The organism is Streptomyces sp. NPDC015171 (assembly GCF_043079545.1).
Taxonomy (GTDB): domain Bacteria; phylum Actinomycetota; class Actinomycetes; order Streptomycetales; family Streptomycetaceae; genus Streptomyces.
This window is the reverse complement of sequence record NZ_JBIBUO010000003.1, coordinates 414,991-440,392: the sequence shown is the minus strand read 5'-3', so window position 1 is coordinate 440,392 and position 25,402 is coordinate 414,991. Positions and strand designations below refer to the sequence as shown.

Sequence of the window (25,402 nt, the reverse complement as noted above, 5' to 3'; positions counted from 1 at the left end):
CGCCGGACCGGTGCCGGCACATGGTCCGAGCCTCCCGTCGGGCGGTCGACACCTCGGGCGGCGGCCTCGCCTGCGGGCGCCGGGCAGTGTAGACATGGGCACATGGTGCGACTGTCCGGCCGGGCGACCACTCGGCCGTCCCGACCTTTCGGGCACTCGCGCGCACCGCACAGCCCGTCCGGGCAGGAGCGCGGCGCGGGCGGCAGCCGGCCCGGGGTGCTCAGGTCGGCGGTGACCGGACGCAGCGTGGCCGGTCAGGTCTTCCTCCTCCAAGTGGTGATCGTGCTGCTGCTGGTCGTCTCGGCCGTCGTGGCCCAGGTCCTCCAGGTACGGCACGACAGCGACGTCGAGGCGACGAATCGTTCCCTCGCCGTGGCGGAGACCTTCGCGAACGCGCCGGGCACGGCCGAGGCCCTGCGCTCGCCCGATCCGTCGGCCGTACTCCAGCCGAGCGCCGAGGCCGTCCGCAAGGCGACCGGCGTCGACTTCATCACCGTCATGAACACCGAAGGCATCCGGTACACGCACCCCAAGTCCGACCGCATCGGCAAGAAGTTCGTCGGCACGATCGGCCCGGCGCTGGAGGGGCACACGGTCACCGAGCACGTCAACGGCACCCTCGGCCCGCTGGTGCAGGTCGTGGTGCCGGTGAAGGACGCGGCGGGCCAGGTGGTGGGTCTGGTGTCGGCCGGGATCACCACGGCGCACGTGGGCGGGGCCGTCGACCAGCAGCTGCCGTTGCTGCTCGCCGCGGCGGCCGCCGCGCTCGTACTGGCCACCGGAGGGACGGCCCTGGTCAGCAGACGGCTGCTGCGCCAGACCCGCGGCCTCGGACCGTCCGAGATGACCCGGATGTACGAGCATCACGACGCGGTGCTGCACGCGGTCCGGGAGGGCGTGCTGATCGTCGGCGGCGACGGCCGGCTGCTGCTCGCCAACGACGAGGCGCAGCGGCTGCTCGACCTGCCGGCGGACGCCGAGCAACTGCGTGTGCGGGAGCTGGGCCTGGACGACGAGACGGCGGAGCTGCTGGCCTCCGGGCGGGTCGCCACGGACGAGGTGCACCTGGTCAAGGACCGTCTGCTGGCGATCAACCAGCGGCCCACGGATCTGCGCGGCGGCCCGGCGGGCAGCGTCACCACGCTGCGCGACTCCACCGAGCTGCGGGCGCTGTGGGGCCGCGCCGAGGTGACCCGGGAGCGGCTGAACATGCTGTACGACGCCGGGGCGGGCATCGGCACCAGCCTGGACGTGACCCGCACCGCCGAGGAGCTGGCCCGGCTCGCGGTGCCCCGGTTCGCGGACTTCGCGGTGGTGGACCTGTTCGACGCGGTGCTGAACGGCGAGGAGCCGCGGCCGGGGACGGCGCTGCGCCGTGTGGCCGGGGCGGGTCTGCGCAGGGACGCGCCGCTGTACCCGGTCGGCGAGCGGATCCGGTTCGTGGCCACCTCGCCGCAGGCCCGCTCGCTGACGACCGGGCAGGCGGTCGTGGCGCCCCGGCTGCGCGCGGAGCCCGGCTGGCGGGCGCAGGACCTGGAGCGCACCGACCAGGTGCTGGCGTACGGCATCCACTCGATGATCACCGTGCCGTTGCGGGCGGGCAGTCTGGTGCTGGGCGTGGCGAGCTTCTGGCGCGCGCAGCGGCCGCAGCCGTTCGACTCCGAGGAGCTGGCCCTGGCGGAGGAGCTGGTGGCGCGGGCCGCGGTGTCCATCGACAACGCCCGCAGGTACACCCGCGAGCACAACATGGCGGTCACCCTGCAGCGCAGCCTGCTGCCGCGCTCCCTGCCCGAGCAGGACTCCCTGGACATCGCCTACCGCTATCTGCCGGCCCAGTCCGGAGTGGGCGGCGACTGGTTCGACGTGCTGCCGCTGTCCGGTGCCCGGGTGGCGCTCGTCGTCGGGGACGTCGTGGGGCACGGGCTGCTCGCGGCGGCGACCATGGGCCGGCTGCGTACGGCGGTGCACAACTTCTCCGCGCTCGATCTGCCGCCGGACGAACTCCTCGTCCTGCTGGACGAGCTGGTCGGCCGGATCGACCAGGACGAGGCCCCGGCGGGCGGCTCGGCCGTGGTGACGGGCGCGACCTGCCTGTACGCGGTCTACGACCCGGTGTCCCGGCTGTGCACCCTGGCCCGGGCCGGCCATCCGCCGCCCGCGCTGGTGCGCCCGGACGGCGGTGTGGAGTTCGTCGACGTGCCCGCGGGCCCGCCGCTGGGCCTCGGCGGTCTGCCGTTCGAGACGGCGGAGGTGGAGCTGGCGGAGGGCAGCCGGCTCGTGCTGTACACCGACGGTCTGGTGGAGGACCGGGAGCGGGACATCGACGAGGGGCTCGATCTGCTGCGCGGCGCCCTGCTGCGGACGGCGGGCGCCTCCCCCGAGGACACCTGCCGTACGGTGCTCGACCGGCTCCCGGCCCGGCCGCGCGACGACGTGGCGCTGATCGTGGCCCGCACCCGGGTGCTGGGCGCCGACCGGGTCGCCCAGTGGCAGGTGGAGGCCGACCCGGCCGCGGTGGCGGAGGTACGGGCCTGGGTGGACCGGGCGCTGGCCGGCTGGGGGCTGGACGAGCTGTCGTTCACGACCGAGCTGATCCTGAGCGAGCTGGTCACCAACGCCATCCGCTACGGGCGCGGTCCGATCGGGGTGCGGCTGCTGCGCGAGCGCACGCTGATCTGCGAGGTGTCCGACCGCAGCACGACCTCACCGCATCTGCGGTACGCGGCGAGCACCGACGAGGGCGGGCGGGGCCTGTTCCTGGTGGCCCAGCTCTCCGAGCGCTGGGGCACCCGGTACACCCCGCACGGCAAGGTGATCTGGGCCGAGCAGCCGCTGCCCTGAGCGCCGGGCGCGGAATTCCGTTGTGGAGGGCTCGGCCGGCGGGTGATGATCTCCGGCATGTTCTCGCGCAGGAATGACAGGACCGGCCGGAGTCGCCGCCCCGGGTCCCCCGCCCTCCGTACCGCCTGGGAAGCCCTGGACGCCGGTGACGTACCCGGTGCGCTGCGGCAGGTGCGGGCGGCCGGGGAGGACCAGCCGCTCGGCGAGGTGGCCCTGGTGGTGGGGCGCGCGGCCGGCTCCGCCGGCTTCGACGACCTCGCCGCCGCGTCGGCCGCGCTGACCGCCGCCCCCGAGGAGCCCCGGGCGCTCTACGACTTCGGGTACGCCTGCGTCGAACGCGGGGTGCCCGCTCTCGCGATCCCCGCGCTGCGGGAGGCGCTGCGCCGCAGCGACGGGGCGCTGCCCGTGCTCCGGGAGCTGGTGTCCGCGTACGAGGACGAGAGCAGGCACCGCGAGGCGATGACCGAACTCGCCCGCCACGAGAACCGCCTCCAGGACTGGCCGGACCGCTATCTGCTGGTGTTCAACGCCGTACTGGCCGGCGATCTGGACCTGGCGAGGCGCCAGCACGCGCTGCTGTCCGAGCCGGCGGACGCCCGGTGGCAGCCGGCGCGGGAGCGGCAGAACCGGATGCTCGCCCGTGCCGCCGACGCCGAACGGGCGGGCCCGCTGGACCTGTCCGACCTGCGTGGCTGGCAGTTCGTGCTGGGCGGTACGGTCCTCGGCACGCTGTCCCCGCACGGCTTCGACGCGGGCATGAACGGCCGTTACGCCTGGCTGCAGGACACCCCGGAGCTGTGTCTGCGCGGCCTGTTGCGGCTGCGTGCCCTGCTGTCGGCCACCGGGGTGCGGCCGCGGTCGGTGTCGCTGCTGCCGGACCGTGACTCGCGGATCCTCGGTCTGGCGGCGGCGGAGGTGCTCGGCCTGCCGGCCGAGCCGTTCGCGCCGGGCCGGGCGGACACGGTGGTCGTGGCGTACGACCTCGACGGGCTCGCTGCGCACGAGGGCGGCCCCGAGCTGACCGGGGAGCTGTTCGAGCGCGCCCCGGGACAGGTGCTGCACGCACACGCGAGCTGCTGGACGGACCCGCCCGCCGTCACCCCGGACAGCACCGCCCTGCTGCACCAGTCGGTGGTGGCGCCGTGGGGCGAGCAGCTGCGCCAGGGGGCGGACGGCGGTGTCGAACGGGGCCCGGCGGACGACCGTCCGGAGGCGGAGATCGCCGCCGGGATCACCGCGGCGGACCCGTCGGCGGACCCCGGGGACGGCGCGGGCCCGGCGGACGGCGACGCGGAGTTCACCGCCTTCGCCACCGCCGTCGCCGGCACATGGCTGCACGGCGACCGGGCACGGGTACGGTCCACCGGACCCGTGCCCAGTTCCCGCTTCGCCTGAGCGGGACGGCGCCCGGACGCCCCGGGATCCGCGCGGGCCGCGGTCGGGCCGGTGCTACTCGTCGATCACCGCGCCGAAGCGGGCCGCGTGCGCGGTGCCGCCGAGGGCTGCGGCGCCGTAGGACCAGGAGCCGTCCGCGAGGAGTCCGCCGCCGCTCGCGGGGAGCAGCCACACCGCGCCGTCGCCCGCGTTCTCGCCGGGTGCGGCGGCGACCAGTTCGGCGCGGCCGTCGCCGTCGGTGTCCGCGAGGCGCACCTGGGCGCCCCAGGAGTCGTCGGCCTCGGCCGTGCCGGGAACGCCGGCGGTGTTCTGGTCGAAGGACTGGGCGCGGCTGCCGGTGAGACCGGTGCCGGAGCCGCGGAGCAGCCAGACCGCGCCCGCGTCGGCGACGGTGCCCACGTCCTCGCCGGGTGCGCCGACCGCGACGTCCGCGTAGCCGTCGCCGTTCACGTCGGCCACGGAGAGGTCGGAGCCCCACGCGTCGCCGTCCTCGGCGGTGCCGGGCACGCCCGGGGAGTTCTGCGACCACCACTGCGGGGCGCTGCCGGGGCCCTGGGTGCCGGCCGGTCCGTCCTCGCCGCCGTAGTAGACGGCGACCAGGCCGCCGGGTGCGTTGGCGTCGCCGGAGGCCTCGTCGGCGGCGCTGAGCTGGCCGAGCACGAGGTCGTCGTAGTCGTCGCCGTCGATGTCGCCGGAGGCCGAGCCGAGGCCGCCGTGCAGGTCCTGCCGGTAGGCGAGGCCCTCGGGGCCGCCCGCGTAGTACGCCGACCAGCCCTTGGTGTAGTCGTCGTCGGGGCTGTAGCCGGAGACGACCAGGTCGGCGTAGCCGTCGCGGTCGTAGTCGCCGGTGGTGACATAGCTGGGCTGGAGCCGGTGGCCGGTGGAGTGCGGGGCGCCGACCCGCCGCAGGACGCCCGCGTGCCAGGTGAAGGCGGTCAGGCCCACCTGCTGGTCGACGACCACGAGCTGGTCGGAGTCCACGTCGCCGGTGAACCGGGCGGTGGCCGCCGCGAGTCCGAACCGGGCGCCGGCGGCGGGCCGCGCGGCGGTGACCGAGGCGGTCCGCTCGGCGCCGAGTCCCTTCTTCGACCCGTACAGGACGGTGACCCGGCCCGCGTCGGCGACGGTGCCCTCGTCCTCGCCGGGCGCCCCGATCACGGCGTCGTCGTAACCGTCGCCGTCCAGGTCGCCGGTGGCGACGGTCTGCCCGAAGTCGTCCCAGGCCTCGGAGGTGCCGGGCACGCCCTTCGTGGACTGGCTGATGACCGCGGTGCGTCCCGTGGGGACGGTGGTGCGGGTGCCGATGCCGTTCGGGGCGCCGTACTGCACGGTGACGTAGCCGGCGCCCTCCTTGCCGTCGACGGTGCCCTCGGGGACACCGGTGAGCAGGTCGGTGTAGCCGTCGCCGTCGAAGTCGCTGTTGCGGTCGGCGGCCGCGGTGCCGCCGGGTATGCCCGCGAACGCGGCCGGGGCGGCGAGGATGCCCGCCGAGGCCAGCAGCAGGAAGGAGGCTGCCGCGACGGCGGCGGAGCCTGCGGTGCGTCGGGTGTTTCTGGCCATGTCCCTTACCCCCGTGGGTGGTTGATGTTCCGTCAGCCGGCCGGTCCGGGCCGGCGCATGGTTCGACCCGGACGGGGTGGGGGTGGTTGTGCCGTGCCGGCCGGCTGTGACATGGCGGTGACAGTCGGCCGCCGGGCCGGGCGCGCGGGGCGGCTCAGCCGAGGGCGCGGTCCAGGTTGAACGCGGCGCTGATGAGGGCCAGGTGCGTGAACGCCTGGGGGAAGTTGCCCTGTTGTTCGCCGGTGCGGCCGATCTCCTCGGCGTACAGGCCGAGATGGTTGGCGTAGGTGAGCATCTTCTCGAAGGCCAGCCGGGCCTCGTCGATCCGGCCGGCCCGGACGAGTGCCTCCACGTACCAGAAGGAGCAGATCGAGAAGGTGCCCTCGTCGCCGCGGAGGCCGTCGGGGCTGGCCTGCGGGTCGTAGCGGTAGACCAGGGAGTCGGAGACCAGGTCCTCGGTGAGGGCGTCCAGGGTGGACAGCCACTTGGGGTCGGTGGGCGCGATGAACTTGGCGAGCGGCATCATCAGGACCGAGGCGTCGAGGACGTCGGCGTCCTCGTACTGCACGAAGGCGCCGCGCCGCTCCGACCAGCCGTGGTCCATGATCCGCCGGTAGACGGCGTCCCGGGCCTGGCGCCAGCGGCGGTGGTCGGCGGGGAGTCCGCGGTGGTTGGCGAGGCGGATGGCCCGCTCGATGGCGACCCAGCACATCAGCCGCGAGTACAGGAAGTTCTTGCGGCCGCCCCGGGTCTCCCACACGCCCTCGTCGGGCTGGTCCCAGTGGTCGCACACCCAGTCGACCAATTGGCACACATTGTCCCACTGGGCGCTGGAGATGGGCTGGGCCCACTTGTCGTAGAGGTAGATGGAGTCGATCAGGGCGCCGTAGATGTCCAGCTGGAGCTGTTCGGCCGCCGCGTTGCCGACCCGGACCGGCGCGGAGCCGAGATGCCCCTCCAGGTGGGGCACCACGCGTTCCGGCAGGTCGAGGCGGCCGTCGATGCCGTACATGATCTGCAGCGGGCCGGAGGCCGCGCCGTCCCCCGCGCCGACGTGCGTGGTCAGGAAGTTCATGAAGGCCGCCGCCTCGCCGCTGAAGCCGAGCCTGAGCAGCGCGTACACGGCGAAGGCGGCGTCGCGGACCCAGACGTAGCGGTAGTCCCAGTTGCGCTCGCCGCCGATCTGCTCGGGCAGGCTGGTGGTGGGCGCGGCGACGATGGCGCCGGTGGGGGCGTAGGTGAGCAGCTTCAGGGTGAGGGCCGAGCGGTGCACCATCTCGCGCCAGCGGCCCCGGTAGCGGGACTGGTGCAGCCATTTCCGCCAGTAGCTGACCGTGGTGTTGAACTCGGCCTCGGCCTCGGCGTGGGCGCAGCCGCGCGGCATCACCTCGTCGCCGAGCTGGTCGAGGGCGAACACCGCCGTCTCGCCCTCGCTCAGCTTGAACTCGGCCCGCGAGTCGCGGCCGTCGTTCTCCATCGTGACGGTGGAGGTGAGCGCGAGGGACCGCTCCGCGGACTCGAAGAGGACCATGCCGTCCAGAGTGCGCAGGACGTGCGGGTCGGTGCCGTAGTTGAAGCGCGGGGCGATCAGGGCCCGGAACGGCACGGTGCCGCGGACGCACACCACGCGCCGGATCAGCCGGTGCCGGCGCACCTCGCCCGACTGGTCGCAGCAGACGGGCATGAAGTCCTGCACCTCGCCGACCCCCTCCTCCGTGAAGAAGCGGGTGATCAGCACGTTGGTGTCCGGGAAGTAGAACTGCTTGGTACGCGCCGGTACGGCGGCGGCCAGCTCGAAGCGACCGCCCCGCTCGGCGTCGAGGATCGACGCGAAGACGCTGGGCGAGTCGAAGGAGGGGCAGCAGTACCAGTCGATGGTGCCGTTCGTGCCGACCAGGGCGACGCTGCGCAGGTCGCCGATGAGTCCGTGCTCGGCGATGGGCAGGTAGCGTTGGCCGAGCGCGGCGCCCTCGGGAAACGACGTCTCGGTCATCGGCGGGCCTCCCGGTCAGCAGTGCTTTCCCCGTTTGCCGGCTTCTCTCCATTGTGCTGCGTTGTGTCCCGGTATGCGGGGGTTTCCCAGCTTAGAGCGCGTGGTTTCCTGTGCCGTGGGAAGACGGTCCTCACCCGCTCCCGCGGCGCTTCCGGATGCAGGGTGCGCCGGAGAGGGCAATGGTGAGAGGGTGCCCCGTTCGGAGGCACCGGCACGGATGCGGTCATCCGGACCGATGAGGAGGCATCATGTCGGCATCCACACCTGAAGAGTCCCGTGTATCGGACGACGTCTGCACCCCGGACGCCCTGCTCCACACCGCGCCCCTCGGGGACGTCACCCCTGAGGACCTGGTGATGGCGGCGGGCAGGGACGTCACACCGAAGACCCTCGACTGGGCACGGCGCAAGCTGGAGTCGGAGGGCACGGCAGCCATCGAGAAGCTGCTGCCCTAGGGCGGTCCGGGGAACCGGCACGAGCCAGGCACGACAGAACGGGGAGACCGGCCGGGCGGCGCCACGCCCGGCCGGCGCCACGCCCGGCCGGCGCCATGCCCTCCGGCGGGTCCGGGGGTCAGCCCTGGCGCGGGAGCCAGACGGGGGCGCCGCTGCCGCGCGGGAGCAGCACGTCACGGAAGCGGCCCGGGGTCCTGGACATGATGACCTGGTCGGTCACGCCCTGGTAGGTGCCGCAGGGGGTCTGGGCCGTGAAGGTGTCCGGGTCGAGGTAGGCGTGCGGGGACCCGGGGTCCGGGTCGAGGGCGGTCGCGTGGGCGTAGTCGCGGTCGAAGACGCCGAGGCTGAGGATCCAGGTGGCGATGCGGGTGAGGTTGAGGGTGACCCGGTAGCTGCCGCCCTCGGTGGCGCGGCGCATCAGCGCGGCGAGCGCTCCGGTGGTGGCCAGCCAGGACAGGACGTAGTCGTTGACGACGCTGATGTACGGCAGGGCCGGTGTGCTGGTCGGCCGGGCCGCGACGCCGTCGACGCCCTCCATCAGCATGATGCCGCTGAGCGCGCCCGCGGTCTGGTCGAAGCCGACGCGGTGGGCCCACGGGCCGGTCTCGCCGGCCAGCGAGATGCTGAGGTGGATGATGCCGGGGCGGACGGCCGCCGCCTCCTCGGCGCTCAGGCCGATCTGGTCCAGGTAGCCGGGGCGTCGGTTGGCGTAGAAGATGTCGGCGTCGCGCAGCAGCGCGCGGATCCTCGCCCGGCCCTCGGAGCCGTAGGGGTCGATGGTGGTGGAGCGGACGCCGACGTTGGCGGTGTTGTACGTGGAGTCGTGCTCCAGCTCGCCCGGCCGCCAGATGTTCAGCGCGTCGGCGCCGTGCTGGGCGAGGTCCCGGCCGACTCCGGCGCCGGCGATGATGTGGCCCATGCCGAGGGCCCGTACGCCCGACAGCGGCTGGGCGGCGGCGCTGGACAGGGGTTCGGGGGCGCTGTCGCCGATCTTCTCGATCTTGATCAGCGGTTCCCGGGCGATGTACCGGTACGCCGGTTCCCCGAGGAACTCCTCGGTGGTGCGCAGCATCGGCATGACCACGCCGATCTCCTCGCCGGCCCGCTCCAGGTCGGCGGCGTCCCACCGGGCGACGGCGTCCGCGACGGCCTGCTTCTCGGGCCAGGTCCGCAGCAGCTTGTAGACGCCGTTCTTGATCTTGGGGTACGGATTGAGCGGCATGACCCAGCGGCCGTCGCCCGCCTGGTAGAAGTCGAAGCCGAGGGGGTTGGCCGGATCGGCGGGCGTGCCGCCGGGGTAGCCGTTGAGCAGTTCCCACTTCTTGTCGTAGAACGGGCACAGCCGGTGCGGGGCCTTGCGCAGGTCCATCGTGATGTCCTGGCCCTCGCCGCCGCGGTGCCGCCAGAGCGCGGCCAGGGCGACGGACTTGGCGGTCATGCCGAGGGCGGGGACGGCGCCCAGGCGCATGATGCTCGGGACGATCGGGTCACTGCCGATGAAGGTGATCTTTCCGCCGCTGTCGGCGGGGTGCAGACCGGCCGGGGCGAGCACTTCCCGCAGGGCCTCGTGGATGTCGAAGCCGTCGTCGCCGGTGATCGGTTCGGCGATGGCCTGCCGGATGCGGCCGGTGAGTTCGTCAGCGCTCATGGGTGGGGGGAGCCTTTGCGGTGGTGTCGGGATTTCCGGTGGGGGTACAGGCGGGGCGGCCGGAGGGGCGGCTCGGAGGGCTTCCGGATCAGCTGTCGAAGGTCTCGCCGAGGGCGCGCATGAGGGCGATCTGCTTGCGGTCGCGTTCGGCGGCCAGTTCGCCGACGGTGCCGCCGAAGTCCGCCGTCTGCTCGGTCAGCAGCCGCCGGGTCGGCTCGTCGAAGGCGACCTGCTCCTCGGCCATGGCGGCCCAGCGGCTCTCCATGCCGACGCCCAGGTGGCTCATGAAGTGCGGCAGTCCGCCCTCGCCGCCGCCGAGGTGGAAGGAGCGGAAGGGACCGGCGACGGCCCAGCGCTGCCCGATGGACGAGGTGACGATGTCGTCCAGCTCCTGCATGGTGACGACGCCTTCGCTCACCAGGTACACGCACTCGCGGAAGATCGCCGACTGGAGCCGGTTGGCGACGAACCCCGGCACTTCCTTGCGCAGCACCTGCGGGCGCTTGCCGAGCGCGCGGTAGAACGCGCGGGCACGTTCGACCGTCTCCCGCGAGGTCCGCTCGCCCGGTACGACCTCCACCAGCGGCACCAGGTGCGGCGGGTTGAACGGATGCCCCACGACGAGCCGGCCGGGGTCCGTGAGGGCGGTGGCGATCTCGGTCGCGGGGATGCCGGAGGTGGAGGTGGCGAAGAGGGCGCCTGCGGGGGCGTTCTCCTCGATGGTGCGCCACATCGCGTGCTTGACCTCCAGCCGTTCCGGGCCGTTCTCCTGCACCAGGTCGGCCGAGCGGACGGCGGTGGCCAGGTCCGGTTCGAAGGCGAGGTGTGCGGTGAGCCGCGAGGTGTCGAGGCCGAGCGCCGCCAGCGAGGGCGCCGCCTCGGCGATGTGCCCGAGCACGGCCTCGTCGATGCCGGGCTGCGGATCGCTGAGGGTGACGGACAGGCCGCGGGCGAGGAACAGGGCCGCCCAGGACGCGCCGATCACCCCTCCCCCTACGACGGTGGCGTGGCGGATGCCGGCGATGCTGCCGTTCTCTGACATGCGGGATCACTTCTCTTCTCGGCGCGGGTGGGGCCGGCTCCCGTACAGGGGGCGATCAGGCCAGGTAGTCGTGGACGACCCTGGCGCGGCCCAGGGTGAGGTCGGTGAGGATGTGGGAGGCGGAGACGACCTCCCGCACCGGCAGGTCGGCGAGCGGGGCCAGCGCGTGGGCGAAGAGCTGCAGCCGCGCGGGGCCGCTCCAGGCGCCCTTGACCGTGAGATCGCTGATCCGCGTGCGGACGAGTTCGCAGATGCGCGGGGAGCCGTCGTAGTGCGGCAGCTTCTTGAGCATGAACGCCGGCCGGGTCAGCTCCTCGCGGGCCTGCTCGGTGCCCAGCGGGCGGTGCTTGTAGCCCATGGTGGCGCGGGCGACGGAGAGCGAACCGTGATCGAGCGTGCCGACGAGGGTGTCCTGGTCGACGTACAGCCGGGGCCGGCCGGCCTTCTTCGGGAAGGCGCCGATCTCCCGCCCGCTGGCGATGGCGGGGAAGTTGTCCACGTACATCGACAGGCAGTACTCCCCCGCCTCGCCCTCGTACTCGACGGCGGCCAGCTGGCCCGATTCCGTGTAGTCGCCCAGACCAGTGACGTCCGGCATCCGCATGACCTCGAAGCGGACGAGCGGCTCCACGACGCGCAGCGGCTCCGGCACGACGCGCTCCAGTGCCTCGGGATCCGTCCGGTAGGTGATGTTCAGGTACTCGCGGTCGGTGAACCGGTACGGGCCCACCGGGAAGGCCGGTGCATCCAGTGGTGTCGTCGGTGCGCGGACGACGTCCTCGGCTCGCATGAATCTCGCCTGCCTCTCCTGCGCCGCGCCCCGGAGGGCGCTCCTCACGGCGCGACGTTCCTCACCGGCACGACCAAAGGGTTGATAACGGCATAAAACGTTGCACAGATCGCGGCGGGCCGCCTCGGCGGAGGCCGGCGAGACCGGTCCGCGATCCCGTGGTTGCACTATGCAACACACCCACTGTAGATCCGGGCAGCACGTGTTGCAAAGTGCAACTCATCACGCCTCGGCACGCGTGTGATCATGCAGGGACCGCGCTCCGCCCGGGGGCGCGGACGCCAGGGAGAGGACACGCAGGTGAGGGACGACGACAGGGAACTGCCGGGGCTCGTACGCGAGCTGGTGACCCTCTCCCGGCGCTTCCGGTCCCACGCGGACCGGCTCCACCCGGACCTGAGCTTCGTCGACTACTCGCTGCTGTCCGAGATGGCCGAACGGAACGGGGCCCGCGCGGGGGACCTGGTCGGTCTCTACAACCTCAACAAGTCCACGATCAGCCGGCAGGTCGCCGCCCTCCAGCAGGCCGGCCTGGTGGTGCGCGAGGCCGATCCGGACAACCCCCGCGGCCAGCTGCTGCGCCCCAGCGACCGGGGACGCGAGCTGCTCGCGCTGGCCGACGGCAGGATGCGCCGCGAGGTCGACGCCCGCACCGAGGACTGGTCACCGGACGAGGTCAGCACCCTGCGCGCCCTGCTCGCCCGCTACAACGCCGCCCCCTCCGCCGTCACCGGGGAGAGCTGACGGGAGGCGGGCGCGGCGCGCGAGCACCGCATGGGGCGCGAGATGGCGACCAAAATCGAACACGTGATTGAATCCAAGTATGAGCCCGACCCCTGACGACCCCGCCCGCCGGTGAGCGGCCCCATCCCGTACGGGGATGCGCGCCATGCCTCAGCTGCCGCCTGACCCGCCCCGGCTGCGGGCGATCCTGACGCACCTCGACCGGCAGATCGCGGAGAACGCCACGATCGGCATCTATCTGCGCCTCCAGCGCGACACCGTCCAGCAGGCCCTCACCCGGGCCGAGCGGCCTCCTGGGCCGCGGCGGCCGACGAGCCGGACGGAGGACGGCCGGGCGGAGAGCGGGCGGGCGGAGACCGGGCGGGCGGCGGGCGATCGGGTGAAGGGCGGCGGGGCGAAGGGCAGCGGGGCGCCGCCGGGCCTCGGACCGCCGCCGGCGCGGACCGGCTTCGTCGTCCAGCAGAAGAGGACGCCGACGGCGCCCGAGCCCGCGCTCATCCACCTCGCCGACTGCACCATGATCGAGGGAACTCCGCACCGGATCCGGTCGGACGAGGCGCGGGCCGCTCTCACCGACCCGGCCATCGCGCCCTGCCCGTTCTGCCGGCCCGACACCGAGCTGGGCATCGACCTGGCGTGAGTCGTCCCGTCAGCGCGCGTCGGTGCGCTTTCGAGGCGGGTGCCGTCACGAACGGTGATCGACAGCAAGGCGCTCGGGGCGTCAAGCCGGCCCGGACAACGCCTCCGGGGTGCCCACCGGGCGCCGAGGCGAGCAGGTCGATGGACGCGGTCGGGGCGGATCCCGGGCCGGGGCCAGGGCCAGGGCCTCTGGTGCGTTCGAGTGACGCACGGTCACACCTTTTCGTGACGGTGCTCGTTGACCGGCTGGGGCCGACCGGTGAGGAGCCCCTTCGATGCGACGGATCTCCGAGGCAGACATCGTGAACCACGAGGAAATGCTCGCGCTGTGGGAGCGGCACACGGCGTACGAGTTCGACATCAGGGACGCCGACCTGACGGTGTCCACCATGACGGACGACGCCAGCGTGATGCATCTGCCGACGATGAGCGGCGGTCTCGGCAAGGAATCCTTGCGGGAGTACTACCGCGACGTCTTCATTCCCGGCATTCCGCGGAACACCGCCACCGAGACCGTGCATCGTTCGGTGGGCGGCGACTTCCTCGTCGAGGAACTCATCATGCGGATGCCTCACGACCAGGAGATCCCGTTCCTGCTGCCCGGACTGGCCCCGACCGGACGGAACCTGGAAGTACCACTGCTGGTGATCGTGGAATTCCGCGACCAGCTGATGCGCAGCGAGCGGCTCTACTGGGACCAGGCCGCCGTGCTCGCCCAGCTCGGCCTGATCACGGCCGCGGACCTCCCCATGGCCGACCACACCGAGGTCGCCCGATTCCTGCGGGACAAGGTCATGGCTGCTCCCGACTGAGCACCGTCGCGGCACTGGCGCCAGGCCGCCCCCACGGCCCCCGCGAGGCGGCTGGGCGCCCATGCCCACCCGACCGGATCGGGCACAGGATGTCGGGTCCGGCGGGATGCCTCCCCTCTAGCGTGGTGATCACGAAAGAGGAAGGGGACCGGGCGTGCTGGACCGCCTCAACCAGGCCCTGGAGCACATCGAGGGCCGTCTCGATGACCATATTGACCCGGCCGAGCTGGCGCGTACCGCGGCCACCTCGGAATACCACCTGCGCCGGATGTTCTCCGCGCTCGCGGGAATGCCGCTGTCGGAGTACATCAGGCGCCGCCGGCTCACCGTCGCGGGTGCCGAGGTGCTCGCCGGGCGCGAGCCGCTGCTGGAGATCGCGGTGCGCTACGGCTACGGCTCGGGCGAGGCGTTCGCCCGGGCGTTCCGGGCCGTGCACGGGATCGGGCCGGGCGAGGCCCGGCGTACCGGTGCCACGCTCGTCTCCCAGCCCCGGTTGTCCTTCCGCCTCACCGTCGAAGGAAGCAGCAGCATGCGCTATCGCGTCACGGACCGGCCGGACTTCACCGTGGTCGGCTTCAAGGCCCGGGTGCCCCTGGTGCACTCGGGGCCGAACCAGGCCATCATCGACTTCGTCCGCGGGATCGACTCGCGGGCCCTGGCACACCTGGAGAAGCTGTCGGACCAGGAGCCGCGGGGCATCGTCGCGGTCTGCGACGACCTGGACCCGAGCCGCGCCGAGGGCACCGAGCTCGACTACTACCACGGCGTGATCACATCGGCGCCGTCCCCCGACGGCACCGCGGTCCTCCCTGTCCCGGCCGGCGCCTGGGCGGTCTTCACCGCGTCCGGACCGGCACCGCAGGCCGTCCAGGAGTTGTGGCGGGACGTGTTCACCCAGTGGTTCCCGTCCAACCCGTACCGCGGCCGCCCCGGCCCCGAGATCCTGCGCATGCGCATGTCACCGGACCACACCGAGGCCGACGCCGAACTGTGGCTTCCGGTGGAACGGGAACAGATCCGCACGTGAGCACGTGAGCACCCCGACAGCCGGCGCCTCGGCACCCCGCCCCCCACCTCCACCCTCCACCTCCACCCTCGACCTCCCGACCGACAACTTTTCTTTTCTTGACAAGTTTCCTCGTCGGCTGGATCCTGGAGCGGTGCTGGACGTCGCCGTGATCGAAGAACCCGCCGCCGCCGAGGCCTCCCTGGACCCGATACGGTCCCGGATCCTCGCCGCCCTGGCCGAGCCCGGCTCGGCCGCCATGCTGGCCGCCCGCCTCGGCCTGCCCCGGCAGAAGGTCAACTACCACCTGAAGGAGCTGGAGCGGCACGGCCTGGTCGAGCTTGCCGAGGAGCGCCGCAAGGGCAATGTGACCGAACGGATCTACCGCGCCACCGCCGCCTCCTACGTGATCTCCCCCAGCGCGCTGGCCGCAGTCAGCCCGGATCCCTCCCGATCGCCCGACCAGCTCTCCGCCCGCTGGCTGCTGGCCCTGGGGGCCCGGCTGGTGCAGGAGGTCGGGACGCTGCTGACGGGCGCGGCCCGCGCGAAGCGGCGGGTGGCGACCTTCGCCATCGACACGGAGGTGCGGTTCGCCTCCGCCGCCGACCGGGCGGCCTTCGCCGACGAACTGACCCAGGCCGTGGCGGCGCTCGTCAGCCGCTACCACGACGAATCCGCCCCGGGCGGCCGAGGTCACCGGGTGCTCGTCGGAATCCACCAGATCCCCACGGCACAGATCCCCACGGCACAGCCCGGTACCCCGGCCGACTCCGCCGAACAGCGGCAGCAGGCCGAACAGCGGCAGCAGAGCGAGGCAGCCCCCGGGACCGCATCTCACGCGGGACAGGAACGACAGGAAGACCGACCATGACGAACCCGTTCGAGATCGAACTGGAGACGACCCTGCCGGCCGGACCCGAACAGGTCTGGGAGGCGATCGCCACCGGACCGGGGATCGACTCCTGGTTCATGGGGCGCAACGAGGTGGAGCCGCGCGAGGGCGGGGCGGCCGCCATGGACGTCGGCGGCCGCCGGGAGGAAGCGGTGATCACCGCCTACGAGCCCGGCAAGCGCTTCGCCAGCCGCACCGCCACCGCCGAGGACGGCCGCTTCATGGCCTTCGAGTACCTCATCGAGGGACGCGACCGGGCGAGCACCGTGCTCCGTGTCGTCCACAGCGGCATGCTCGGTGACGACTGGCAGGACGAGTACGACGCGCTGCGCCGCGGCTGGCCCTTCCATCTGCACACCCTGCGCGAGTACCTGACGCACTTCCCGGGACGTACCGGGACACCCGTCTTCGCCATGGCACCCTCGGGCGGGACCCCGGCGCGGGAGATCCGGGCGGCACTCGCGCGCGGGCTTTCCCTGCCGGCACAGGTCGCCGTGGGCGCGCGGGCACACGCCGAGCCGGCCGGGCTGCCCCCGCTGGACGGCCAGGTGGTCTGGGCGGACGACGAACGCATCGAGGTCCGCACCGGCGACGGCATCTACACCTTCCACCACTTCCCCGGTGTGGTGCTGATGTTCCACCACCTCTTCGGCCCGGACGCGGGCGGGGCCGGACCCGAGGCCGCCTGGCAGCAGTGGCTGACCGGGATCCTCGCCTGACCCCCCGTCGCCGCCGCATCAACCGCCGGCGTCCGCGCCGGCCACATCCGAGATCCTGAGGAATCATCCATGCGTACGTTGATCAGCACCGCCTTCATCTCGCTCGACGGGGTCGTGGAGGCCCCGGGCGGCGAACCCGGCTACCGGAACTCCGGATGGACCTTCAAGGAGGTCGAGTTCGTCCCCGAAGCCTTCGCGATCAAGGAGCGGGAGCAGCAGGAGTCCACCGCGATCCTGCTGGGCCGGGTCAGCTACGAGGCGTTCAGCCCGGTCTGGCCCGGTATGGAGGAATTCGCCCGCTACCGCACGATGCCCAAGTACGTCGTCTCCACCACCCTCGGTGCGGATCAACTGGTCTCCGACTGGGGCGAGACCACGATTCTGCGCTCGCTCGACGAGGTCGCCGAGCTGAAGCGGACCGAGGGAGGTCCGATCATCGTCCACGGCAGCGCCTCGCTGAACCGCGCCCTGTCGGACGCCGGCCTGATCGACCGTTACCACCTGCTCGTGTTCCCGCTGCTGCTCGGCGCCGGCAAGCGCCTGTTCAGCACTACGGACAAGGACACCCAGAAGCTGAAGCCGGTCGAGCACGAGGTCTATGCCAACGGTCTGCAGAAGCAGGTGTTCGACGTCGTCCGCTGACGAGCGGTCAGCGGGCCCTGGGCTCACCGGCGTCCAGGCCGCGGTCGACGCCGTGCGCGACGACCGCCTGTCCGCCCGGCCGCGGGGCGGGCGGGTGACCGCCCGTGCGCCGGGCGAGGACACGCGTCAGACGAGAACGCGGGCGAGGAAGTCGCGGATGTGGTCGGTGATGGTGTCGAAGTGGCTCTCCAGGGCGAAGTGCCCGGAGTCGACCAGATGGATCTCGGCGTCGGGCAGGTCCTGGCGGAACGCCTCGGCGCCGGCGGGGCCGAAGATCTCGTCGTTGGCTCCCCAGACCGCGAGCAGCGGCACCCCGGAGTCGCGGAAGTACCGGTGGACCCGCGGGTAGAGGTCCACGTTGGCGGGGTAGTCGCGGAAGAGCGCGAGCTGGATCTCGTCGTTGCCCGGACGGTCCAGCAGGGCCTGGTCGTGGACCCAGTTGTCGGGGCTGACCAGGGTGGGGTCGGCGACGCCGTTCACGTACTGCCAGCGGGTGATCTCGGGGGTGAGGGCGCCGCGCATGGGGGCTTCGGTGTCCGGTCCCGGGTTCTCGGCATAGGCGAAGACACCGTCCCAGAAGGGCTTCACGAATCCCTCTTCGTAGGCGTTGCCGTTCTGGGTGATGATCGCCGTGACGCGGTCCGGGGCCTGGAGGGCGAGCCGCCAGCCGATGGGGGCGCCGTAGTCCTGCACGTACATCGCGAACCGGTCGACGCCGAGCTGCTGGAGCAGCCCCGAGGTGACCTCGGCGAGGGCGTCGAAGGTGTACGGGAAGTCCCCCGGCGCGGGCATCGAGGACTGGCCGAAGCCGATGTGGTCGGGGGCGATCACGTGGTAGCGGTCGGCGAGCGCCGGGATCAGCCTGCGGAACATGTGTGAGCTGGTCGGGAAACCGTGCAGCAGGACGACGGCGGGTGCCTGGGGGTCGCCTGCCTCCCGGTAGAAGACCTCGAGGCCGTTGACGGTGGCGGTGCGGTGGTGGACTGCGGAGGCCATCTTTCTAACCCTTCCATTCGACTTCACCGGTTACAGCTCCAGTCGAGCACGCTTGATCTAACCTGTCAAGGAACTCATGAGGGTTAGGTTGTGGACGGCACTCGTGCACCGGGCCAGTCCACGGCGGCTCGTCCCTTCACGCCCGGATATCCGCGGACATTTCCGCCCGGATATCCATGATCACGGAATCGCGGCGGCCCCGGAACGCGAATTAGGATCGATTCCAGGGCACCGAACACAGCGCCACGAGGGGCTGCCCCCGGCCGGTCACCCCGCAGGAGGTCTGCGATGGCGAGGCTGCTGTCCGTGAACGTAGGCATGCCCCAGGACGTCTCCTGGCAGGGACGGACCGTCCGCACCGGAGCCTGGAAGACCCCCGTGCACGGCCCCCGCATGGTCCGGCGGCTGAACGTCGACGGAGACGGCCAGGGAGACCTGGCCGGACATGGCGGCGACATCCGCGCCGTCCTGGTCTACCAGTGGCAGTCCTACGAGTACTGGCAGAAGCAACTCGGCCGGGACGACCTGGCGTTCGGCATGTTCGGGGAGAACCTCACGGTCGACGGCCTGCCCGACGACGAGGTCTGCATCGGCGACCGCTACCGCGTCGGCGAGGCCGAGTTCGAGGTCACGCAGCCCCGAGTCACCTGCTATCGCGTCGGTATGCGGCTGGGCGAACCCACCATGGCCGCCCTCCTCGTCGCCCACCACCGCCCCGGCTTCTACCTGCGCGTCCTCACCGAAGGACATGTACAGGCCGGCGACGAGATCACCCTCATCCGCAAGGGCCCGGAAGAGCTGAGCGTCGCCGACACCGACGCGCTGCTCTACCTGCCCGACCGCGACCCCGCGAAGCTGCGCAAAGCACTGGACATCCCCGCCCTCAGCCCCGGATGGCAGCAGTCCTTCCGGGAACTCGCCGCCGCGCAGCAGCCCGAGCAGGAGCCGGGATGGCCGGACGGGCGCACCGGCACCCGGCAGCCCGGGGAACAGCCGGGATGGCCCGGCTTCAAGGCCCTGCGCGTGTCCCGTATCGTCCCCGAGACCCCCACCGTGTCCTCCGTCTACCTCGGCACCACCGACGGCACCCCCCTCCCCGAGGCCCACCCCGGCCAGTACCTTTCCGTCCGCCTCGCCATCGGCGGCGCCCCCGCGGTACGGAGCTACTCCCTGTCCGCCGCACCCGCCGGCGGCACCTACCGCATCAGCGTCAAGCACGAGCCCCACGGGCAGGTCAGCGGCTACATCCATACCGCGCTCCACCCCGGTGACCTGGTGGACATCGCGAGCCCCCGCGGCACGTTCGTGCTCGACGAGGGCACCCGCCCGGTCGCCCTCGTCTCCGCGGGGATCGGCGCCACACCGGTGCTCGCCATGCTGCACCGGCTGGCCGCCGTACGCGACCCGCGTCCCGTCTGGTGGATCCACGTCGCCCGTGACCGCGTCCACCACGCGTTCGCCGAAGAGAGCCACGCACTCCTGGCACGGCTCCCCCACGCCCACGAGCACATCTATCTCACCGCAGAAGCCCCCCGGCCCGACACTGCCCACATCACCCGGGGCCGCCCGACCGCCGATTCCCTCAGGGCCCTCGGTATCCCCGCCGACGCCGACGCCTACCTCTGCGGACCGGACGCCTTCATGGACGACCTCGGCGGCCTCCTGCGCGCACTCGGCCTGCCTCCCGAACGGATCCACACGGAACGGTTCAGCGCCCTGCCCGCCATCAACCCCGGCGTCACACCCGCCGCCACCGTCCGGCCGCACCAGCCCCCCGGCCCCACCGGCACCGGTCCCCTGATCACGTTCGCCCGCAGCGGCGTCACCACACCGTGGTCATCCGCCCACGCCTCCCTCCTCGACCTCGCCGAAGCCTGCGACGTCCCCACCCGCTGGTCCTGCCGCACCGGCGTCTGCCACACCTGCGTCACCCACCTCGTGGCGGGCGACATCAGCTACACCACCCCGCCGCTCGAACTCCCCGAGCCCGGCACGGTCCTCGTCTGCTGCAGCCGCCCGGCCACCGAGGTCGTGCTCGACCTCTGAGGCGGCCGTGCGGCGGTCACGGCCGGGTGCCGGAGCGCTCCGGGCTGCGGGCGGACAGGGTCCGGCCCAGGACGAGCACGCTGAGGCCGAACATGAGGACGCCCAGCGGGACATGGAGCGACGGCCGGTGCGCGATGCCCAGCACCACCTGCACCGAAGCCAGGACGAGGAATCCGGACGCGTAGGCGACGGGACGCGGCGACCCGCCGCCCGGCCGCCACGCCAGGATCGCGGCGAGCACGTACAGCATCGACGCGCCGTACATCACGCGCGCCCCGACACTGTGCGGCACCTCGCCGTGGGCCGAGGAGAGCAGCAGTCCGGCGGTGACCGCCTGGAAGAAGATCGCCATGGTCTGCAGGGCGATCGCGACCCGCTCGAACGTGAAGCCGCGCTGGTGTGCCGTCGTCTGTACGGCCATGGCGATGATCCCCTCTTCTGCCTTGCGGCGGTGGGTCGGTACGGTCTCGCCTGTACGACGACGCGGGCGCGCGATATGTGAGGTGAGGCGGTGACTTCCCTTTCCGGCGTGCGGTCCCGTCAGCGGGACGAGAGCGGAGACGAAGGACGAGAACCAGGGAGCGGCCGCCGAAATGAGCACACCGTCCGAGCCGGAGAGCGGCCCGTCCGAGCCGGGGCTGATCGAGATCGTCGGCGAACGCCGCCGGCTGATCAACCTCGGCTACCGGATGCTCGGTTCACTGGCCGAGGCCGAGGACGCCGTACAGGAGTCCTACACCCGCTGGTACGCGATGCCACGGCCGCAGCAGGAGGCCATCGCGTCGCCCGCTGCCTGGCTGACGACGGTGGCCACCCGTATCTGCCTGGACCTGCTCGGCTCGGCGCGGGCCCGGCGCGAGCGCTACGTCGGCACGTGGATACCCGAGCCGCTGCCCGACCGTACGGAGTGGGCCGGCGGCCTCGCGGGCGGCGCAGACCCGGCCGACTGGGTCACCCTCGACGAGTCGGTGAACATGGCCTTCCTCGTCGTACTGGAGGCGATGACGCCGGCCGAGCGGGTGACGTTCATCCTGCACGACGTGTTCCGGTACCCCTTCGCGGAGGTCGCCGAGATCGTCGGCCGGACGCCGGCGGCCTGCCGGCAGCTGGCGTCGTCGGCCCGCCGGCGTCTGCGCGCCGCGCAGGCTCCGCCGGTTCCGACAGCCGGACAGGCCGGTCTGGTGCGGGACTTCAAGGAAGCGTGGCAGGCCGGGGACATCAAGGCCCTGGTCGGCCTGCTCGATCCGGACGCCACGATGATCGCCGACGGCGGCGGGCTGGCCGGAGCCGTCCGCCGTCCGGTCGAGGGCGGCGAGCGCATCGCCCAGTACCTGATCCACATGGCCGGCCGGACCCGGGAGCTCACACTCCTGGAACGGACGGTCAACGGCCGGCCCGGCCTGGTCGCCCAGCACGCTGGCGTCACCGTGACCGTGGCGGCGTTCGGCGTGGCCCATGGCCGCGTCGACCGCATCTGGGTGGTCCGCAACCCGGAGAAGCTCCGCTCGTGGGCCGCACGCTGACCGGGGGCCCGGCGGGCCCGCCGGCCGGCGCACGCGGTGTCGTCAGCCGGCGAAGACCCTTCCCTGCTTGACGACGTAGTGCGTCGGCTCGGAACAGCCGATGGACGGGGTGATGAGCAGGCTCACGGTGAGCGGGGCCGGCTCCGTGCTCGCGGTGGAGAAGTCGCAGACGGCGCCGCTGCCCGTGAGCGGGTACCAGAACCACCCGTCGACCTCGCCCACGGTGACCCGGTCGGACTCCGTCCAGGCACCGCCGGTGTGCGTGTACACCTGCAGCCGCACGGAGGCGGCCGTCGGGTCCGCCGTGGACCGCACCGCGGTCAGCGTGATCTTGTAGTCGGTGCCGAGGACGGAGGAGGCGATCGTCCGGGTCCGCGGTGCCGCGGTCCCGGCGCTGGACGATCCTGCGGCGGCCGTCCCGAGGACGGCGGCGGTGAGAAGGGAGCAGCCCGCGACGGCGAGGCTGCGGCGGTGATGACGGACGAAGCTCATGTGCGCCCCCGATGGAACGAGTTGTACCCGAAGGTCGGATCGGTCCGTACGGTGAGGAAGACCAGCCGGACGGCTCCAGGGTTGTACGTGACGCGGCCACGGCTCCGGTCCGGAGTTCCGGGGCACGGCCCCGCCGCGCGGGCGGGCTCGGTCCGGGCGGTCTAGGGCGCCGGTTCGAGCAGGGCGAAGGGGGCGCCGGCCGGGTCGAGGAGCATGGGTAGGCGGCCCACGCCCTCGATGTCCGCCGCCGCGATGATGACCGTGGCGCCCGCCTCTCCGGCCCGGGCGGCGGCGGCGTCGCAGTCGTCGACCGCGAAGTAGGGGTGCCACTCCGGGGTCGAACCGGCGTCCAGGTTCTCCTGGGGCAGCTGCATGATGCCGCCGTGGCTCTCCTGCCGTCCGCCGCCGGCCGGGGCGACCACCACGTACGTCACTTCCGGGCTGAGCGGGCTGTCCTGGAACTCCCAGGAGAACACCGCGCCGTAGAAGGCCCGTGCGGAGGCGGCGTCGGTGGTGTACAGCTCGGTCCAGCACAGGGCGCCCGGCACCCCGGTCGTCTCGAAGCCGCCGGTGCCGATCGGCTGCCAGACGCTGAAGTCGGCTCCGGCGGGATCGGTGAAGTGCGCCATGCGCCCGAAGGTGAAGACGTCCACCGGGGCGACCCGGACCCGGCCGCCCGCCTGCTCCACGGCCTTGGCGGTGGCGTCGGCGTCCGCCGTGTGGAAGTAGACGCTCCAGGCGGAGGCGGCACCTTCCTCGGTCAACGGGCCGACGCCGCCGACCGTCTTGCCGTCGAGCACGAAGAATCCATAGCCTCCGCCGTCGGGGCCGGCCGACTGGTAGGTCCAGCCCAGCACCTCGGAGTAGAAGGCGACGGTCCTGTCGACGTCGGGGGTTCCCAGGTCGAGCCAGTTCGGTGCGCCCGGGACGAAGTCGGTCGAGAGCATGGCGGTGTCCTCCGTTGCGGTGGTCGTAGGTGCGCGGGGGATGCTCGGCCTGCCGCCCGCCCCGGCCCCTGGACGTCCCCAACCTCCCCCACCGCTCGTCCGTGCCACACCCCGGCGCGGGGCAATCACCCGGGCGAGTGAGGGCATCCCCCGCGAGCGAGGTCCAGCGGACGGCGAAGGAGCGGGGACCTCGACGGCGGTCGCGGCGGGCCCCCGATCGTCCGGCGCCGGGCGCCGCCGCATATCCTGCCGCCTGTGACCGCGACATACGTGCTGGACGGCGCCCGGATCAGGACGCTGGAGGACTTCTGGCGCGTCATCGGGGAGGCCGTCAACGGTCCCGGCGGCTACTTCGGCGGAAACCTGGATGCCTTCGCCGACTGTCTCAGCGGTGGTTTCGGCACCCCCGACGACGATGACTACGTAATCGAGTGGCGGGAGCACCGGCTGTCGCGCGAGCACCTGGGCCATCAGGAGACAGCGCGCCAGCTGGAGATCCGCCTGTCGCGCTGCCACCCCGCGAACCGTCCGGCGGTCGCCGCCGAGCTGGCCGCGGCACGTGCCCGGCGGGGCACGACCGTCTTCGACTGGCTGGTCGGGATCTTCGAGGACCGCGCCCCCGGAGTCCTCCGGCTCCGGTGAGCGGCGGCCCCGGGCGAACCGCCGGTCACTGGTCTCCGGCGAGGCGCCGCTGTTCGAGGTAGATACCGGTGAACACCGCGACCTTGGCCCGCAGCACCCAGGGATCGAAGGGTTTGCTGATGTAGTCGACCGCGCCCGCGGCATAGCCTCGGGCCGAGTGTTCGGGGTCGGTGCCCATGGCGGTGAGGAAGATGATGGGCACGTCGTGGGTCCGGGGGCGCCGCTTGATGTGGGCGGCCGTCTCGTAGCCGTCCATGTCGGGCATCTGGACGTCCATGATGATGACGGCGAAGTCGTCGTGGTCGAGCAGGGCCTTCAGGGCCTCACGCCCGGACGGGACGGCGACCAGTTCCTGGTCCAGGGTGGCGAGGACAGCGGTCATGGCCAGCAGGTTGTCGGGCTGGTCGTCGACGATGAGGACCTTGGGCATGCTCCGCGGCACCACCGGTGCCGCGGCGGCGACCGCCGGGACCTGTTCGACGGCCTCCAGCTGGCGTTCCAGCAGCGTGCAGCGCTGTTCGGCCTCGTCGCGCCGCTTGCACGCCTCGTTCAGCTCGGCGGAGAGCCGGGTGACCTCGTCCTGCAACTGGTCGCGTTCCTGGAGCAGTTCGGTGACGCCGGGGCTGGCGGCGGCCAGCCGTTCGGCGCGTTCGCGTTCCGCGCTCCATTCCGCTTCGAGCTGGTTCAGGCGCACTTCCAGGTCGGCGATGCGATGCTTGCGGTCCAGCAGCGCGTCGCCCAGCGCGTCCCCGCGGGCGGTGGAGCGGCGGGAGACCCGGTCGGCCTCGGCGAGCTGCTGCTCCAGTACCTCGACCGCGTGCCGGGGTGTCGCCGTGGTCTCGACGGCCGCCCGGTGCAGTCGGCGCACCAGCTCGATGGCGTCCGGGGTGGCGGCCATGCCGCGGTGTTCGGCGACGTCGGTGAACAGGTCCATCACCACTTCCCAGGGCGGTACGCGCGTTCCGCCGAGGTAGCGGGAGAAAGTGCCGGCGTCCCGCACGCGCCGGGCCGCGTAGCGGCGGATGGAGACTCCCAGGCCCTCGAACAGTTCGCGCAGTGCCATGGCCAGTGCCCGCGATTCCGGTGTCAGGCCCTGGGCGAGAGGACGCAGCTCACGCACGGTCGCCACCGCCCTTCGCTCCCGTACGCACCCCGGCCGGCCCGCCGGTGACGGTGTCCGGGGCGATCGCCTGGTTGAACACCGGCACGGCCGCGCCCGCCGCGGTGAGTCCGGCGAGCACGCCGCCCGCCGCCCCGTCACCGGCCAGCACCGTCAGCAGCCCGGCGCCCACACCGGCGAGCGCCGCGAGTAACAGCACCAGCGCGGCCCGCACCGACACCAGGGAACGATCCATCGAAACCTGACCCTCCTCGGCCCCCGCCGATCGCACCGGCCGGGGTTCAAGCGCGCCCCGGATGGGCCCGCGTCGTCCGAGCCACACAATGACGCCAGTTGAATCCGTTGCGCCGGGCAACCGGCGAATCGGCAACATTTTGCGTCCGTTGCCGCCTGCCGCGCGGCCTCCGGCAACACTCCAGCGGCACGTCAGCGCCGGTTCCACCGGCGGGTGTTGCGGC

The 25,402-nt window shown here is 72.5% G+C and carries 24 protein-coding genes; 13 read left to right on the top strand and 11 right to left on the bottom strand.

Annotated features, from left to right (window positions below):
• Positions 1-102 precede the first annotated feature (102 nt).
• Both ACF073_RS10165 and ACF073_RS10160 read left to right on the top strand, forming a co-directional pair.
• Entirely contained in the window at positions 103-2,841 is a 2,739-nt protein-coding gene (locus ACF073_RS10165; RefSeq protein ID WP_392068223.1) for a SpoIIE family protein phosphatase, read from the top strand.
• A 57-nt stretch (positions 2,842-2,898) separates the two neighbouring features.
• On the top strand, positions 2,899-4,236 hold the full coding sequence (locus ACF073_RS10160; RefSeq protein ID WP_392068221.1) for a tetratricopeptide repeat protein: 1,338 nt from the start codon (positions 2,899-2,901) through the stop codon (positions 4,234-4,236).
• Positions 4,237-4,290: 54 nt separating this feature from the next.
• Here the strand turns inward: ACF073_RS10160 and ACF073_RS10155 are convergent, their stop codons facing one another.
• Complete coding sequence (locus ACF073_RS10155; protein ID WP_392068219.1) at positions 4,291-5,796, bottom strand: FG-GAP repeat protein; 1,506 nt, start codon at positions 5,794-5,796, stop codon at positions 4,291-4,293.
• Positions 5,797-5,950: 154 nt separating this feature from the next.
• Positions 5,951-7,789: a glycoside hydrolase family 15 protein gene (locus tag ACF073_RS10150; protein ID WP_392068217.1), complete on the bottom strand. Its 1,839-nt coding sequence runs from the start codon at positions 7,787-7,789 to the stop codon at positions 5,951-5,953.
• A 248-nt stretch (positions 7,790-8,037) separates the two neighbouring features.
• Between ACF073_RS10150 and ACF073_RS10145 the strand changes: the two genes are divergently transcribed.
• Positions 8,038-8,244, top strand: coding sequence for a hypothetical protein (locus ACF073_RS10145; protein ID WP_392068215.1), 207 nt, complete (start codon positions 8,038-8,040; stop codon positions 8,242-8,244).
• A gap of 118 nt (positions 8,245-8,362) precedes the next feature.
• On the opposite strand, the gene ACF073_RS10140 is transcribed toward ACF073_RS10145, so the two are convergent.
• The 3 genes from ACF073_RS10140 to ACF073_RS10130 all read right to left on the bottom strand — a co-directional run bounded on the left by ACF073_RS10140 (position 8,363) and on the right by ACF073_RS10130 (position 11,724).
• A complete protein-coding gene (locus ACF073_RS10140; RefSeq protein ID WP_392068213.1) occupies positions 8,363-9,892 on the bottom strand; it encodes a CoA transferase in 1,530 nt (509 codons plus the stop codon).
• Between the two features lie 88 nt (positions 9,893-9,980).
• A complete protein-coding gene (locus tag ACF073_RS10135; RefSeq protein ID WP_392068211.1) occupies positions 9,981-10,934 on the bottom strand; it encodes a 3-hydroxyacyl-CoA dehydrogenase family protein in 954 nt (317 codons plus the stop codon).
• Positions 10,935-10,989: 55 nt separating this feature from the next.
• Positions 10,990-11,724, bottom strand: a complete 735-nt coding sequence (locus ACF073_RS10130; protein WP_392068209.1) for an acetoacetate decarboxylase — start codon at positions 11,722-11,724, stop codon at positions 10,990-10,992.
• Between the two features lie 300 nt (positions 11,725-12,024).
• Between ACF073_RS10130 and ACF073_RS10125 the strand changes: the two genes are divergently transcribed.
• The 7 genes from ACF073_RS10125 (at position 12,025) to ACF073_RS10095 (ending at position 17,178) form a co-directional block, all read left to right on the top strand.
• Positions 12,025-12,468, top strand: coding sequence for a MarR family winged helix-turn-helix transcriptional regulator (locus ACF073_RS10125; protein WP_392068207.1), 444 nt, complete (start codon positions 12,025-12,027; stop codon positions 12,466-12,468).
• Between the two features lie 145 nt (positions 12,469-12,613).
• Positions 12,614-13,108 (top strand): DUF6233 domain-containing protein, encoded by a 495-nt coding sequence (locus tag ACF073_RS10120; protein WP_392068205.1) that lies wholly within the window; start codon positions 12,614-12,616, stop codon positions 13,106-13,108.
• A 274-nt stretch (positions 13,109-13,382) separates the two neighbouring features.
• Positions 13,383-13,919, top strand: a complete 537-nt coding sequence (locus ACF073_RS10115) for a nuclear transport factor 2 family protein (RefSeq protein ID WP_392068203.1) — start codon at positions 13,383-13,385, stop codon at positions 13,917-13,919.
• A 154-nt stretch (positions 13,920-14,073) separates the two neighbouring features.
• Entirely contained in the window at positions 14,074-14,946 is an 873-nt protein-coding gene (locus ACF073_RS10110; RefSeq protein ID WP_392068202.1) for a GyrI-like domain-containing protein, read from the top strand.
• A 133-nt stretch (positions 14,947-15,079) separates the two neighbouring features.
• Complete coding sequence (locus ACF073_RS10105; protein ID WP_392068200.1) at positions 15,080-15,796, top strand: ArsR/SmtB family transcription factor; 717 nt, start codon at positions 15,080-15,082, stop codon at positions 15,794-15,796.
• Positions 15,793-16,536 carry an SRPBCC domain-containing protein gene (locus tag ACF073_RS10100; protein ID WP_392068198.1) on the top strand — a complete coding sequence of 248 codons (744 nt, stop codon included), beginning with the start codon at positions 15,793-15,795 and terminating at the stop codon, positions 16,534-16,536. The genes ACF073_RS10105 and ACF073_RS10100 overlap by 4 nt, the downstream gene beginning before the upstream one ends.
• Positions 16,537-16,605: 69 nt before the next feature.
• On the top strand, positions 16,606-17,178 hold the full coding sequence (locus ACF073_RS10095; protein WP_392068196.1) for a dihydrofolate reductase family protein: 573 nt from the start codon (positions 16,606-16,608) through the stop codon (positions 17,176-17,178).
• Between the two features lie 126 nt (positions 17,179-17,304).
• On the opposite strand, the gene ACF073_RS10090 is transcribed toward ACF073_RS10095, so the two are convergent.
• On the bottom strand, positions 17,305-18,174 hold the full coding sequence (locus ACF073_RS10090) for an alpha/beta fold hydrolase (RefSeq protein ID WP_392068195.1): 870 nt from the start codon (positions 18,172-18,174) through the stop codon (positions 17,305-17,307).
• A 288-nt stretch (positions 18,175-18,462) separates the two neighbouring features.
• On the opposite strand from ACF073_RS10090, the gene ACF073_RS10085 reads away from it, so the two are divergent.
• The gene (locus ACF073_RS10085) at positions 18,463-20,220 is read left to right on the top strand and encodes an MOSC domain-containing protein (protein ID WP_392068193.1); all 1,758 of its coding nucleotides are present in this window, start codon (positions 18,463-18,465) and stop codon (positions 20,218-20,220) included.
• Between the two features lie 16 nt (positions 20,221-20,236).
• Here ACF073_RS10085 and ACF073_RS10080 read toward each other — a convergent pair whose 3' ends face one another.
• On the bottom strand, positions 20,237-20,641 hold the full coding sequence (locus ACF073_RS10080) for a hypothetical protein (protein ID WP_392068191.1): 405 nt from the start codon (positions 20,639-20,641) through the stop codon (positions 20,237-20,239).
• A gap of 172 nt (positions 20,642-20,813) precedes the next feature.
• On the opposite strand from ACF073_RS10080, the gene sigJ reads away from it, so the two are divergent.
• The gene (gene sigJ / locus ACF073_RS10075) at positions 20,814-21,743 is read left to right on the top strand and encodes an RNA polymerase sigma factor SigJ (RefSeq protein ID WP_392068189.1); all 930 of its coding nucleotides are present in this window, start codon (positions 20,814-20,816) and stop codon (positions 21,741-21,743) included.
• Positions 21,744-21,785: 42 nt separating this feature from the next.
• Here the strand turns inward: sigJ and ACF073_RS10070 are convergent, their stop codons facing one another.
• Positions 21,786-22,235, bottom strand: coding sequence for a hypothetical protein (locus ACF073_RS10070; RefSeq protein WP_392068187.1), 450 nt, complete (start codon positions 22,233-22,235; stop codon positions 21,786-21,788).
• Positions 22,236-22,396: 161 nt separating this feature from the next.
• On the bottom strand, positions 22,397-23,182 hold the full coding sequence (locus tag ACF073_RS10065) for a VOC family protein (RefSeq protein WP_392068185.1): 786 nt from the start codon (positions 23,180-23,182) through the stop codon (positions 22,397-22,399).
• Positions 23,183-23,437: 255 nt separating this feature from the next.
• Here ACF073_RS10065 and ACF073_RS10060 point away from each other — a divergent pair, with 255 nt between their 5' ends.
• A complete protein-coding gene (locus ACF073_RS10060; RefSeq protein ID WP_392068184.1) occupies positions 23,438-23,824 on the top strand; it encodes a barstar family protein in 387 nt (128 codons plus the stop codon).
• Between the two features lie 25 nt (positions 23,825-23,849).
• Here ACF073_RS10060 and ACF073_RS10055 read toward each other — a convergent pair whose 3' ends face one another.
• Both ACF073_RS10055 and ACF073_RS10050 read right to left on the bottom strand, forming a co-directional pair.
• Complete coding sequence (locus tag ACF073_RS10055) at positions 23,850-24,944, bottom strand: response regulator (RefSeq protein WP_392068919.1); 1,095 nt, start codon at positions 24,942-24,944, stop codon at positions 23,850-23,852.
• A complete protein-coding gene (locus ACF073_RS10050) occupies positions 24,937-25,179 on the bottom strand; it encodes a hypothetical protein (protein ID WP_392068182.1) in 243 nt (80 codons plus the stop codon). Before ACF073_RS10050 ends, ACF073_RS10055 begins: the two co-directional genes overlap by 8 nt.
• Positions 25,180-25,402: the final 223 nt, after the last annotated feature.